Source organism: Chryseobacterium sp. NRRL B-14798 (assembly GCF_050470705.1).
Lineage (GTDB): Bacteria > Bacteroidota > Bacteroidia > Flavobacteriales > Weeksellaceae > Chryseobacterium > Chryseobacterium cupriresistens.
On record NZ_JBFLUL010000005.1, the window covers coordinates 1,620,798 to 1,635,695 of the forward strand.

Sequence of the window (14,898 nt, forward strand, 5' to 3'; positions counted from 1 at the left end):
TTTCAGCGCATGTTCACCAGAAAGTGAAAACCAGATAACAGCGTTTGTTTTTTCTGACTTTTTGATGAAAAAAAGCGGGCATAAAAACGGAAATGGCGAAATAGGAGAGGAGGACCGTTTCACAGTATCAGCATGAAGAACAGAGATTGTAATTAAGCTGTTTTTTAAGGGGCATTTTTATAAATATTTTTCTATATTTAAACCTCATAAATGTTGATATATCATGGAACATACAATACATCAGGGACGCAATGTAAAACGATTCAGGGAAATGCTGGGCATCAAGCAGGAAGCACTGGCTTTTGACCTTGGGGACGACTGGAACCAGAAGAAAGTTTCTCTGCTGGAACAGAAAGAAATTATTGAAGACCCTTTACTGAAAAGAATTTCTGAAGTATTGAAAATTCCGGTGGAAGCGTTTCAGAATTTTGATGAGGAGCAGGCGGTGAATATTATTTCTAATACGTTTGATAACGGTTCTTTCCTGAACACAGGCCATACTCCTACTTTTAATGTAAACCCTATTGAAGAAATAAAGAAGTTGCATGAAGAAAAGATGGAACTTTATGAAAGGATGCTGAAGGAGAAGGATGAGATGATGGTGAGGCTGGAGAGGTTGATTGAGAAGAAGTAATTTAAGATATTATAAAAGGAAAGGTTCAGCTCACGCTGAACCTTTTTTATATGATTTTAATTTTCCAAATCCTTCATAATCTCTTTAAAACTAGCTAAAGCGGATTCTATATTATCAATAATCTCTTGTGCCAAGATATCAGGTTCTGGTAGGTTATCTAAATCTGTAAGGCTTTGATCTTTAATCCAAAATATATCCAAAGAAGTTTTGTCTCTGGCTATGATCTCTTCATAGGTGAATTTTTTCCAACGTCCATCGGGGTTTTCTTCTGACCAGGTTTCCTTACGGTTGTTTATATTAGAACTGTTATAGCAAGTAACAAAATCTTCTAAGTCAGCTTCTGTTAAAGGTTTTTTCTTTAGAGTATGATGTACATTTGTTCTATAATCGTAAATCCAAATTTCTTTTGTCCAAGGCTTCTTAGAGGCAGCCTTATTATTAAAAAATAAGACATTTGCTTTTACACCATTAGCGTAAAAAATACCAGTTGGCAAACGTAAAATGGTATGTAATTCAGTAGTTTTTAATAATTGTTTACGGATTTCCTCTCCGGCTCCACCTTCAAATAAAACATTATCTGGCAGAACAACTGCGGCTTCACCATCAATCTTCATCAAAGATTTAATATGTTGTAAGAAATTAAGCTGTTTATTGGAAGTTGTTTCCCAAAAATCCTGACGATTATAGCTCATATCGTCACGCTCTACTTCTCCTTCTTCATTAGTTACTATATATGAGCTTTTCTTTCCAAAAGGAGGATTAGCCAATACATAATCATAAGTATTAGATTCTGCTGCAATTAAAGCGTCGGAAGATTTAATTAAAGGTTCACCATCTATTTCTCCAATACCATGTAAATATAGGTTCATCAAGCACATACGACGGGTACTAGCTACAATTTCATTACCATGAAAAGTTTCATCTTTTAAAAACTTTTTTTCTTCACGATCTAATTTGTGATGATGTGTAATGTATTCATAAGCAGATAAAAAGAATCCTCCAGAGCCACACGCTGGATCTATGATTGTTTTCATCGGTTTAGGCTGTACACACTTCACCATAGTATTAATTAATGCACGAGGAGTAAAATATTGCCCGGCGCCAGATTTAGTGTCTTCTGCATTTTTCTCCAATAAACCTTCATAGATTTTTCCTTTAACATCAGAACCCATTACAGACCATTCTTCATTGTTAATCAATGTAATGATGCGTAATAATTTAGATGGATCTTGAATTTTGTTTTGACTTTTCGCATAAATCTGCCCCAGCATTCCTTTTTCACTAGAAAGGGTACGCAAAAGCTGTACATAAAAACTTTCTAATTCAGCTCCATTCTTTGAGGTTAAATTTTCCCAATTGCAAATATCTCCATCTGGAATTTCTTTCCCTTCAACATCTTTTATTCTAGGTAATGGTATATTTTTATTATAAAGTGGACTATTTAATTCATCCACCATTTTCAGGAATAATAAATAGGTGATTTGTTCCAGGTAATCTCCATAACCTACACCATCATCCCGCATCACATTAGCAAGATTCCATATTTTTGATATAATTGTTGACTCAGTCATTCTTCTAACTTCTTTTAACCTCTTATTTTAGATACTTTCTTTTTACTTATTTTCTTTAAAGGTTTATGAGCCTCTTTCTCCGCCTTCATTCTTTCTAATAAAACTGAGGCTGGTTCATAATCCGGTTCTGCTTTACAGGCTTTTAATTCTTCTTCAGTAAGCAAATTTCCTTCAAAAGCTTTTTTCAGAATGCTTTGGCGTAGAGCTTCTGCCTGATCTAAACTATTTTTAATTTGTTTTTCTACATCATCACAAACTGATAAACGTGATTCTATTTCTTGGACGATTTGTTGTTGTTCATTAACAGAAAATATTGGTACTATAAACTCTTTTAATAAATCAGTATTTAAATTAGGTTGGCCAGCACCTTGATCAATAGCTCTAAATTCTAATGTTTTAGAATTTAAATAATAATAGAAAAAGTCAGTTAGTCTGGGTAATAAGTTAAGAAATGCTGCTATTCCATCATTTGCTGTTGCGTCAATTCCCAATATCCTAGCAACACCTAAAGTAGCTCCACTGTTACTAATTACTAAAGTGCCTTTTTTTAAGAATCTTGTTTTTTGTAAACCGGCAGGCTTTATGGTATAAGTAAATTCAGTTAAATATTTATTATTAATTCTTGTTATATCTGCAACTTTTAAGAAAGGGATATTACCATTATAAAACCTTTCATCACCAGCTGGCCTTGGAGAACCTCCTCTTACTACATCAGATATACTACCTAGTTTAGCGTAAAATCCAGACTCTAATTTTGTTGAGGTATCAATTTTTATCTTATTAATAGAAGGTTTTTCTGGTTTTTTTCCAGTTGATTTATTTTCTTCCCAATACTGTAAAGCTAATTTCCATTCTTCAATCTGAATATGGTAGTACTCTTTGCGCTCTTGTTCAATTTGAAATAATAATTCTTCGACTGTTGGCAAATTTGTTTGTTGCTTTCTCCATTCGTTTGTTAACTCTCCTTCAAAAGCTTTTTTCAAAACAGCTTGTCTATAGATTTTCAACTGTTCTTGAGATTTTTTCAAATCTGCAATACTAGCATCTAAAGATGAAAATAAAGTTTCTATTTTTTTAACAATTGCACGTTGCTCAGGAATTGAACATATTTGCAAGGGGGTAGTGGAGAGTGTTTTTAAATAAATACCTTTTTGAGCTGTTCCTTTCGCATTATTCATAAAGAAAGACTGGACAAAAGGATTTTGCAATTGAAAATTTAAATAAAATGAATTTAAAAATGTACCAATAACAGCTACACTTCTCTGTAATACAAATTGATTCTTATATTCTTTAACAACTGCAGATCGACCAATTGTTGCTACAATAGTTAATAAAATATCATTAGGTTCTATTTGCGTTCTTTTATTTTCAATTTCAAAATTTTCTTTTGAAATAAATCTACCCTCAGAAAAATCAATTTTATTATTTGCTATATTCTTAGCACTTAACATTAAATATCCATTTGATTCTTTTTTAGGGGGATTATGAGATCCATCAGTAATCTTATAGGAAATATCTTCTAATGTACATTCAATCCAGTCTTCTCTCATTATGCTGCTAAAGCTTCATTTAATTCATTAATAATAGTCTGCATATCATTACCAAAGAGCTGGTACATTTTTCCACGTCCACCTTGTACATCAAATGGTGTATAGTCTAGATCATCTAATTCCAGATGATAAGAGCTAATAATATGATCTTTAATCATCCTTAACCATTCCATTTGCTCTGATGAAAAACGATTATGTTGTCCGGCATTTTGAGCAAATATCCATTGCTTAAAATTGTCATCCACCGTTTTATCATAAGGCTTTAGAACATCATCTATTCCACAGATTTTCCGTAATATTGAGACTAAAGCTGTTAATTCATCTTTAGGAGCATGAGCAGTTGTTGCACCAATGTTTTTATAAGCGTCCCAGATATGCAGGGGTGCAAATATCGGTTTTTCCAGTCGTATTTTCTCCATAAGATCCTTCAACATTTTGAAAGTTATTTCTTTTCTTCGAAATGGCTGATCGAAATAAATGCTTAATGCGGTGATTTCGTTTTTATTAGTTCGTAGATATTCTTCAAAATTATTAATTAAATTTTCAGCTTTATCAACGGTTGTTGTATCCCACTCTGAAGTTAGTACAGTGTCAATATTAATATGATCAATAATTTGATCGTGTTGTTTTCTTACATTATCAATATATTCATTCAACGGACCATTAAATGATAATGATGCTTTTCTGATCAAAGCTTCATGTGCTTCTACTTTTGCTTTTTCTATTTTTTCTGGTGTGCGTTCCTGTATAGGAATAATTTGTATTAATTTTTGGGCATTTTCTTCTATTTTATCAATATCAAAAGCTTCAATTAGTTCACGGATAATCTGCATTAATGGTTTACCTCCGGAAAGCTCAATAATATGTTCTTTTTCCTTTTCACTCAATTGTTTATCTAAGCGAATAAGTCGATTGGCTAAAGACAGAAATACATCCTCATCTGAAATACCCATAGTTACTGCACCCAACAATTCTTTCATTGAGACTGATGGTTTACGTTCTAAAGGTCTACTATCTGTTTTCTTAGATTTAGTAGCTCCCACAGCATCTACAATAACGAAATGATTTTTTACACGAGCTGTTTTACTTACCAATTGTAATTTATCATCATTAATAGTTCGTGTACCACGTCCTTTCATTTGTTCAAAATAATTGACACTTTTCACATCACGCATGAACAGCAATACTTCTAATGGCTTTACATCTGTTCCTGTTGCAATCATATCTACTGTAACTGCTATACGAGGATAGTAATCATTACGAAAACGATTTAATAAAGATTTTGGATCTTCATCAATTTTATAAGTTACTTTTTTACAGAAATCATTACCCTCTCCAAATTCTTCGCGTACAATATTGATGATATCATCTGCATGGGAATCTGTTTTGGCAAATATTAAAGTTTTGGGTACTTCATATTCACTATTTTGCCAACGATCAGGATATATCTTAGTTTCTAAAGCATGTTTAAACTCTTTAATTATTGTACGGATTTGTGATACGTTTACAACAGCTTTATCCAGATCATTGCGCAGATATTCTGTATCTTCATCTTCTTGTTGCCAACGTTTAGCTCTGGAAAGTTTATCTCTTCTATCCACAAACCATCCTGATTCTATTAGCCCTCCTTTCTTGGAGATTTCTGTTTCAATAGAATAAATTTCGTAAGGAACATTCACACCATCAATTACAGACTCTTCGTAAGTATATTCACTTACTACATTTTGATTGAAGAAACCAAAAGTACGTTTATCTGGAGTTGCTGTCAACCCAATCAAAAATGCATCAAAATAATCTAAAACTTGTTTCCATAAATTATAAATAGAACGGTGGCATTCGTCAATGACAATAAAATCAAACTGTTCAATAGGTACTTTTTCATTATAAGAAACGGGAACAGCTTTTTTTTCAGCCAGCTTTTGTTGAAGCCACGATGATTGTTCAATAGGACTATTCTCTTCTTCACTTTCATCCATTTCCTCACCTTTCAAAATAGAATACATTCTTTGAATAGTGGAAATACATATCTGGCTATCTGATGCGATATAACTAGAGCTCAATCGTTGTACATTGTATAGCTCTGTAAATTTACGATTGTCGTCACTTGGCTGAAAAGCCATGAACTCTTGTTCCGCTTGTTCTCCCAGGTTTTTAGTGTCAACTAAAAATAAAATACGCTTTGCTTTTGCAAACTTAAGTAAACGGTAAATAAATGTTGCTGCTGTAAATGTTTTACCAGCTCCGGTTGCCATTTGCACTAGAGCTTTAGGCTTATTTTGTTTAAATGATTTTTCTAAATTATTTATGGCAACAACCTGCGCAGGACGTAATCCTTCTTCTTCTAAAGCTGGTATATCATTGAAACGTCCTCGTAATGTTTTTTCTTTCTTATACCATTCCATCAACATTTCAGGTTGGTGAAAATGAAAAAGCTCCCGGCTACGTGGATTCGGGTCTCTATAATCTGTAAAACGAGTGATTACTCCAGTACTTTCATATGCAAAAGGAATTACTTCTGTACTTTTAAAAAATTTCAGTTGTGCTTGTGCGTAATTCTTTGATTGCTCCTCAACTGTTGTTAACCGAAACCCTTCTTCTTCCTTTTTGGCTTCAATGATACCAATAGGTTTCTGATCTACAAATAAAACATAATCAGCAGGTCCTACTGAAGTCTGATATTCACGAACAGCAATACCTTTTGCAGCATTAAAGTTTATTTGATTTTTAGATTGTACAGCCCATCCTGCCTGACGAAGCATTTCGTCTATGCGATCACGAGCAATTTGTTCAGGGTTTTGATTAAGCATTTGGTTTTCTTAGTTTAAGAGGTAAATATAAGGAAACCTCAATAAGAAAGCCAAATGAAGCCTTAAACTATTGTAAATTCAGAATGTTGTATGTTGATTTTTAATAGTATGAATCATAGTGAATTTAATATAAATTGATGTTACAACCTCAATCCTCCTACACATCCACCTTCTCAATCTCCCAACGGCATTACAAACACTACAGCCATTGTAACATTATTCTTTATAGTAATATTCTGTCAACCTCTGTTCTCCAGATTTTAATAAAATACCCTGTTCAACCGCCCATTTCAGGTCTCTGCTTGCAGTGGGGGCAGAAATATTTCTGAAGTTCTGCATATAGTCTTTCCTACTGAACGTATTTTGTTTTACTTTCTCTTTAAATAAGAAAATTCTGTCTTCTGTATACAATGTTTTATTTTGAGATTGTAAAAGTTCCTGTAGAGATTCAAGAATAATACTCAGCATAAATTCTATAAAAGGGGTAGAATTTCCTTTTTTATCAGATTCTGATAAGGTATTGTAATATTCAGTCTGTTTTTGCTTGATGAGGGTTTCTACGGGCAGATATTCAAATACCGGATATTGCTGCATCAGAATTAAGGTCTGCCAGAGTCTGCCCATTCTTCCATTGCCGTCTGTAAAAGGATGTATAAATTCAAACTCATAGTGGAAGACACAGCTTTTAATTAAAATAAGGTCTTTGTCTTTTTTAAGATAAGCAAAGAGATCTTTCATCAATCCTTTTACCATGGTGCCTCCCGGTGCTATATGTTCTACTTTTGAACCTTTAATGATGCCTACATTAGTGGTTCTTAATTGACCAGGATGGGCAACCAGTCCTTTCATCAGAATGGAATGCGCTTTTTCTAAGTCTTTCAGGTGATAAGGATTGAGTTGATTGATTTCTTCATAAACTTTTATCGCATTCTGAACCTCGAGAATGTCTTTTTGGGGTGCAATGACTCTTTTATTTTCCAATAAAGCAGTTATTTGCTCTTCAGTAATGGTATTCCCTTCAATTTCCAATGAAGCCTGAATGGTTTTGATTCTGTTTTTCTTTCTTAATTCAGTGACAGGTTTATACAGATGGGAAGCATTGATTTCTCCTATTTTTTCAGAAATAGAAGCCACTAAGAATAAAATGGTGTCTGTAATGGAATAGGGAGGTTTCATTTCTTTGATAATATCATATGATACTATCAAAGATAGAAAATTATATGAAAAACGGATTGATATTTTGAAACTATTTTCTTACTCCATAGATACTTCAGGCATATTTCTTAATAACGAAGGGGCGTAATGAGTTATATTTCATTGCTTTAATTCCCAAACTTCTTCACCCTAATCACCTTCTCCCTTACCTTAATCACAAAAGGCTCCAGTTTTACTATTTTCCCGGCTTCCACTTTGAAAGTATCTGTAGAGCGTTCACAATAGGTATTGGACGGAAGAGAGTTTTTGTTCAGCTCAATCCTGTAAGTTCCGGAGGGTAGGAATGAGGCAAATTCCCCGTTGTCGTCGGTGATGATATGATGTACTAACTGTTCGTTGCGGTAAATATTGAAAAGAATACCCCCGACTTTGGGTGTGAAATCTACTGCTGTTTTGGTGTCAAAATCATAGGTTATTTTTCCCTGGGTCGTTCCGTTTTGATGAAGGGGAATCTCAAAAGAGTAGTGATGTTTGTCTACCGTAAATTCAGTTTCATCATAATACCAGCCTTGCTGGATCACCTGTTTCAGGGCATATTTTCCATAAGGGATAGACCGGTAGCTGATAGAACCTGACGGGTCGGTTTTAAATGAAATATTGTTGAGCATAATGAGATAACCTGCCGCTTCTTTGTCGCCTTCATCATAGATATTGTTTTCGTTCAGGTCATAATAGACAAATGCTTTGATATCACCTTTTTTACCCGGATCAAGAGTGCTGTTTCTAAGGTTGACGGTCACACCGGCTTCAACGGTCAATAGGTTATTGGTGAAACTTCCTGCAGTATAACTGAAGTAGGAAGAGTTCAGGTACAGGGCATATTTTTCCCTTGAATACTTCAGGTTCATAAAGCCGGAAGGCGATTTTCCGTACAGAACATCATCCGTATAAGAAACCCCTGAGGTGACATTCAGCTGACGGTTGAAGAAATTTTTATTCACAAAAGCAGAAAGGGAAAGTTTTTCGTAGGGTGTGCGTTGGTTCATCATTTTTGAAAAAGCATATTCGGAAAGAAAATAACTTCCATGCTGATAGATCCCGTTCACGGTAAGCCATTTGTAGCTGTAGGTTCCGCTTGCTTTCATCTGAAACTGCTGTTTGTCGTTGTCCGGATATTGAACCAATCCTGTTTCCATGCTTAAGATGGAGGAGTGTTGCTTATCAGGGCTCAGCCAGGTAAGGTATTCCGTAAAACGCTGGGCTTTCAGCTGTTTTGTGTTCTCGTAAGGCTGGGCATTGAAGAAATTATTATAAGAGTTGGAATTTTCTTCCTGATACTGATAGCCAAGTCCCATCCCGAAATTCCCTTTTTTAGGGAAGTTGATTCCTGTATCCAGTCTTAGATTGCTTGAATTCAGGGTGTTGTCGTAAAAGTAGAACTTGGGTGAAAAATGGGAAGCCGTAATGTTGGCATACACATTATGGTCTTTGAAAATCATGGTAGAGAAATTCTGCTGAATCTGCAAAATTCCCCTTCTGTTTCCGGGATAATAATCTGTGCTGTAGAAATAATTTCCGTTCAGATTCACCTTTTTGATCATTCCGGAATATTGGGATTCCAAAGCTAAAGAAGGCTTGGAGGGCTGGTTGTTTTCGTAGAAACTCAGTCCGCCATAGACCTTGGTATTGGTTCTCCAGTCTTTGCCGAAAGCATACTGAAGGTCTGTTCCGGCTACATGATGTCTGGCTTTTTCGTAAGGATCATCCCTGAAAATATACGTTCCGGAGATATTGCGGGAAGCATTTTGAGCTCCAAGAGTTCCCCGGGTATAAAATCCATAACCATATTTCAGAAAAGAATTTCTTTCGATCAGGCTGTAGGTCTGGTCTACGAAACCTGCTTCAATTTTCTTGTCTTTGTCCGGAGACGTGTAGGCATATTCCAGCCCTCTTCCGAATAGGGAAAGTTCCAGTAATTTATTAATATTTCCGATCGTGAATTCACTGTTTTCCCTGTGATAGGTCAGATAGGTATTATTGACAATAGGATCGCTCTGATTCTTCATGGTATAGATATTTCCCCGGATGAAAATATATCCTGAAGGAAGGTTGAAACCTCCCGAACCTACCAATTGATACATGTCCAGGTTTTCTCCGGCATGCCTGTAACTTGCCGTGATGGTATTCCTGGTAAAGTTGGAAAAAGCGGTGGATTCCATATCCTCATAACGCTGTACCGAAGAAACATTTTGCACAGATACCGTAGTGTTGCCGAATATCTCTCTGTCCGGCTCTCTGAAACCTGCAATATTAACGGAAATCTGAGTGCTGCGGGATCTGATTCGGGAAGGCAGAAAACGGAACACAAAGACTGAATCTTTCTGCACGCCAATACTTCCTGTTTTCTCTATAAAAGCATTTCCCTGCTCTGCTTCCGGAATTTTAAAGACAACCGTTACATGCTGCTTTCTGTTCCCAAGATTGGAAACCCTTGCCCTTACTTCTACGGAATCGGTAGCCTTATTTACATAGATCAGAGGGGTTTCTGCCGTGATGCGCATGGCATTATTTTCAGTAACGGTGTAAGGTATTTCTTTTTCCGCCATTGTTTTATTCTGCTGGTCAGAAAGACGGAAACCCAGACGGGATTCTCCTGAAACGGCATTATTGCTGACTACGATCTTTACCGGAATGAAAAGATGTTCACCGGATTTCATTTCCACCTGAAGATTGTTGCCCGAAATATTTCTGAAACCTTGAGGAATAGTAATATTTATTTTTCCTTTGAAATCATTGGTGCTTTGATTGTCAAGGACGATGATCAGATCCAGAATGCCTGTTTTATCTGTTCTGGATTCATTACGGATATCAAGACTTATCCCGGAACTGCTTTGCGCCGGAATCCATATCTGAAACGAAATCAAAAAAATGAAAAAGATTTTTTTGAACAGGTCTTGAAGCATGGTTATTGGGGGATAATCTCGTATTGAAGGGTGGTGGAATATTCTTCAGATTTGGCATTAATCAATCTTTCATCATTGGCTTTGGTGGAATATCTGATATCGTAATATAAGCTTGAATTTCCGGTTGAGCCTCCAGTCGCAATAAGTTGGGGAGAAGCACTTAGCAGGATAGGATATACATTCCCATTGTTTCCAGAAACGGGGATGAGATTCATTTTTACGGTTCCTAAAGCAATGTAGTTTCCGGCTGGAGAGCTGAACTGCCCCTGAAGAGAACGTAATTTGATCTGGTAATTGGTATTGCTTTTTACAATCAGTCCATTGGAATAGGTGACACTTACTCCGTTGACATAATCCGGCATACTTTTGAATTCCAGTGATCCGTTGACCGCTTTTGCTGAAAACTGAAGCGACATTTCAGGGACATCGGTCGGAGTTCCGCTGAGCGGTCCGATGTGAATCTGAAAATTATGATCAGCCCTGCCGATAATATTGTTGTACTGGTCATACGCTGTAAACTGAACCGGAACAGTAAATCTGGTCCAGGAAGGGTAACTTCCCAGATAAGATCCTCCCATAACGGTCAGGCTGTATTTTACCTGCAGGTTATAGTAACCGTTGGGATGTGGCGGCTGGTTGTATAGTGCTGCATTGGACTGTGGAATTAAAAAGATTTCCTGGTTGGCCTGAAGAAAAGTATTTAACGGCATTCCGATCTGAGGAATGGTGGGTACGGGTCCCGGATAAGCCTGTCCTGAAGTGGAAACCGGCTGAAATGATATTTTGTTGGAAGGCATCGTATAATTTCCGTCTGTAGAAGTGATAGGCTGTTTCAGCCTCATGGATATTTTCCAGTAAGGAATATTAAACGCTCCATTACCGGACAGGGTAAAGGTGTATGCATCCAGATTGGTATTTCCGCTGTAGGAATTAATCTGTAAGTAGCTGTTTATCCAGGAATTGTAATTGACCTGTGAGAAGCAGTTCAGAGAGATCAGCAGAAAGAAACAGAAGAATTTTTTACTATTCATAGCTGAAACTTAATTCTCCTAATTCCAGATTGTTGTTGTCTCCGTAATCGATCATTACAGAAGCGGTATATTTCCCTTTTTCAAGGCTTGCCGGAAGCGGGATATCCATTTCTCTTTTGTTCCCGGGCATGCTGTAAAAGATAATGGGATCCAGTGATACTTTTTTCCCGGTTTGGGTATTCACAAAGTCGGTGAAAATTTTTCCGTCACCCCATACATCGCCCTGATTTTCAAAAAAGAGGTTGATGGTATTGGTTGTTTTTCCGTAAACCAGATTCTGGATTTCAAGTTTTTTAGTTTTGGCGGCAGGCAGCTTATGGAATAATTTGATTCCTGAGCGGATGCTCACTTTGATGTTGGCGCCCTTATGATCCACATCATCTACCGGGTTCATCTGACTAACATACAAAACGGCTGTATGGGCAGCCAGTTGGTCTGAAAGCGCATTCGGAACCGTAATGGTGACCTCAATATCTTTTTTTTCTCCCGGAGCCAAAGTAAAGTAATTATCTTCCTTTTTGACCGAAACCCAACTTGCGCAGGAAGCGGGAAGGGTATTGGCGGGATAGGTTACATTCTCACCTTTGCCGTCATATTCCCAGTCTCCAAGGCTTACAGCCAGGTCCAGAGAATTCTTGGCACTTACATTCGTTACCGTTATTGTCTGGGTATTGCTGTTTCCGTTTCCCGATTCAAAGTACAGTCTTGGCGGTGAAACCGAAACTCCTGTTTGTGCGTATCCGCGAAAAGAGGATAGGAAAAGAAGACTGAAAAGGAAAAGAGAGAGTCTGCTCATGACGGAGATTAGTTTTTAAATGTTGATAAAGTGCTGGGGTAGGTACAACACTTTATCATTACATAATGATAGCTATTATTGAGAAATAATCGTATACGTCAGCTCAGTAGTATATACTGTTGGATCTTGTCCCGCGATATAGTTATCCAGGTAAGTATTAGCTCCTGCACCTTTATATTCAATATTGATTTTCTTGTCTACCCCTCCGGTAGAAGAAGTTACCAAAGTAGCTTCGCTAGCTGATAAATGTACATTCTGAGCATATTGAGCACCGTTTACAGCTTCAGAGCCTGCGCTTGCAATAATCTGGATCGTGTTAGCCTGGATGTTTTTACCTCCCTGCTGTAATACATCGTTACCACCTTTTACTTTTACCTGGAATCCTCCTGTGCTGTAAATGCTTAAGTGATCTGCGTTGAGAGAAGATACACCGTCGGCATAGTCATCTTTGGTTACGTAGTCCAGGTTAACGATTTTTTGAGCGTTGTTAACAACAAGAGTCTGAATAGGTTTAAGTCTCACGTTAAGGGTTACATTCTGTTGTGCTTTTAATGTTGAGAATCCCAGGATAGCAAAAGAAGCTAAGATCAAATTTTTCATAAGGTTAAGGATGTTTTTTGTATTAATTGTTTTTAAAATTGCGGTTGCAAAGGTAAATACAAAGAACATCAGGACCTTTGTGAAAAAATACTTATTATTTGTGAATTTTTACGGAGAAATAAGCGCGCAGGAATAAATACCTTTTGTGAATAATTACACAAAAAGTATAGTTTAAATGGTGATAAAATCACCATAAAGTAAAAAAAATGCTTTATTAATCTTAAACATTAATTTTACTTAATATATAGGGAATGAATAAATTGTAGAATTATTATTCAATGCATAGTAATTTTTTTAAGCGTTGCTTAATTTTTTACTGAGAAATTAGAGTTAATATTAAAAAATTTTGCTCATCACTGCTGTTGGAGCTTAAATCTTCCATTGCATTTTCTAACTCATAATCGATGATATATCTCTTTTGAACCACCCCTTTGTGATGGCTGATAAGAGGGTAATCACCAGATCTTTCCCTGTTGCTTTCGGAAGTACCGGACGTATCACGATCTTCATCATATTCTGCTTTCAGCTGAAATCCGGACGGACTTGAGATGGTTACAGACTGAACTTCCCGGAAGGAAGACTCGCTCCCTTCGTCCGAAAATCCTGTGCCTACAGCAAGCATCTGTACAGGATAAAGCCTAACGTTAAGCCTCAAACCGTCTGCTGCCTGTGCAAATGATTTTGTAAAAGCAAAATAAAGCAAAATGAATAAAATATACTTTGCAAGCATATAACCTATATTTTTCCCCAAAAGGTTACTTATGTAAATATACAAATTATTTCATTTCGGAGGGATTTTTTCCCGTATGTTTTTTAATAAAATTAGTAAAGTTTCCTTCATTGCTGAAACCCAGATCATAAGATATCTCAGAAATCGTGGAGTTGGAGAAGCTCAGGGCTTTTTTGCATTCGGTAATGAGTTTTTCAATGATGATATGTTTGGCTGTTTTTCCCAATACATATTCTGTCATCTCGGTCAGTTTTCTTGATGAGATATTAAGTTCTTCGGCGTAATAAGCCACTTTTTTTGCCTTTTTATAGTCTCTTTGCAACAGAACTTTGAACCGGTTGACATAATACATATAGTCAAATTTGATTTCTTTTTTGATTTCTTCAGTAGGAATATGCAGAAGGGCATCCAGCATCAGTCGTTCTATAGCATTATGGGCAGCAGCTATATATAAGCTTTCATCCTTTTTTCTGAAACTTTCCATCTGCTCAAGAAAAACCACTCTCATCTGTTCTACATTGAGGAAAGGTGCTATAAATATATCGGAATTATAATTATAAAAAAGCTGAGAATTGATAAAAAGACTGTCTTTGGTTGATCTTTCATAAAAACTGGATGAAAAAGCAATTGAATACACATCTGATCTTTTGGTTTCACCAAAAACTATTTTCTTTTGCGGCCCTACGAAGGCAATACTTCCTCTTTTTAAAGGGTATGGAACATTCTCTACCGTTAGCTGGGTGTTTTCCAGAATAATATAAATACAAAAATATTCCAGGGTATTGAATTCTCTTTTGTTGTTATTTCGGGCGATAATATAATCTAAACGATTGATACTGAATCCTATATTTTTTAATTGATCCGTGATTTTGTACATACATTATTAACCATTCTGTTCAAGAAAAATTCTTGTAAATTATTATATAAATATAAAAAATTTACCAAATAGTAAGTTTTAAAGAAAAAAATTAAGTCAAGATGCCCGTAAAAATACCCGGTAACCTCATGATCAACCGGGTGTTGTTATATTTTTTTTATTGTTAATTCAATGATATACAGTG

The 14,898-nt window shown here is 36.1% G+C and carries 11 protein-coding genes; 1 reads left to right on the plus strand and 10 read right to left on the minus strand.

The genetic code is table 11. The annotated features are described in order from the left end of the window. Nucleotides 1-223: 223 nt before the first annotated feature. Nucleotides 224-634: a helix-turn-helix domain-containing protein gene (locus AB1278_RS07760; RefSeq protein WP_429813463.1), complete on the plus strand. Its 411-nt coding sequence runs from the start codon at nt 224-226 to the stop codon at nt 632-634. Nucleotides 635-690: 56 nt separating this feature from the next. Here AB1278_RS07760 and AB1278_RS07765 read toward each other — a convergent pair whose 3' ends face one another. The 10 genes from AB1278_RS07765 to AB1278_RS07810 form a co-directional block, all read right to left on the minus strand. Further along, nucleotides 691-2,205: an N-6 DNA methylase gene (locus AB1278_RS07765; protein ID WP_429813466.1), complete on the minus strand. Its 1,515-nt coding sequence runs from the start codon at nt 2,203-2,205 to the stop codon at nt 691-693. Nucleotides 2,206-2,219: 14 nt separating this feature from the next. Next, complete coding sequence (locus AB1278_RS07770; protein ID WP_429813469.1) at nt 2,220-3,755, minus strand: restriction endonuclease subunit S; 1,536 nt, start codon at nt 3,753-3,755, stop codon at nt 2,220-2,222. Then, complete coding sequence (locus AB1278_RS07775; RefSeq protein ID WP_429813472.1) at nt 3,755-6,562, minus strand: DEAD/DEAH box helicase family protein; 2,808 nt, start codon at nt 6,560-6,562, stop codon at nt 3,755-3,757. Before AB1278_RS07775 ends, AB1278_RS07770 begins: the two co-directional genes overlap by 1 nt. 216 nt (nt 6,563-6,778) lie before the next feature. Further along, nucleotides 6,779-7,738, minus strand: a complete 960-nt coding sequence (locus tag AB1278_RS07780) for a Fic family protein (protein WP_407936193.1) — start codon at nt 7,736-7,738, stop codon at nt 6,779-6,781. 146 nt (nt 7,739-7,884) lie between these two features. Continuing rightward, on the minus strand, nt 7,885-10,641 hold the full coding sequence (locus AB1278_RS07785) for a hypothetical protein (protein ID WP_429813475.1): 2,757 nt from the start codon (nt 10,639-10,641) through the stop codon (nt 7,885-7,887). Between the two features lie 41 nt (nt 10,642-10,682). Beyond that, on the minus strand, nt 10,683-11,711 hold the full coding sequence (locus AB1278_RS07790; protein ID WP_429813478.1) for a hypothetical protein: 1,029 nt from the start codon (nt 11,709-11,711) through the stop codon (nt 10,683-10,685). After that, nucleotides 11,704-12,507 (minus strand): fimbrial biogenesis chaperone, encoded by an 804-nt coding sequence (locus AB1278_RS07795; RefSeq protein WP_429813481.1) that lies wholly within the window; start codon nt 12,505-12,507, stop codon nt 11,704-11,706. Before AB1278_RS07795 ends, AB1278_RS07790 begins: the two co-directional genes overlap by 8 nt. Before the next feature lie 75 nt (nt 12,508-12,582). Further along, on the minus strand, nt 12,583-13,107 hold the full coding sequence (locus AB1278_RS07800) for a hypothetical protein (protein WP_429813484.1): 525 nt from the start codon (nt 13,105-13,107) through the stop codon (nt 12,583-12,585). A 313-nt stretch (nt 13,108-13,420) separates the two neighbouring features. Further along, the gene (locus tag AB1278_RS07805) at nt 13,421-13,837 is read right to left on the minus strand and encodes a hypothetical protein (RefSeq protein ID WP_429813487.1); all 417 of its coding nucleotides are present in this window, start codon (nt 13,835-13,837) and stop codon (nt 13,421-13,423) included. 46 nt (nt 13,838-13,883) lie between these two features. Then, the gene (locus AB1278_RS07810) at nt 13,884-14,714 is read right to left on the minus strand and encodes a helix-turn-helix domain-containing protein (RefSeq protein WP_343641908.1); all 831 of its coding nucleotides are present in this window, start codon (nt 14,712-14,714) and stop codon (nt 13,884-13,886) included. Nucleotides 14,715-14,898: the final 184 nt, after the last annotated feature.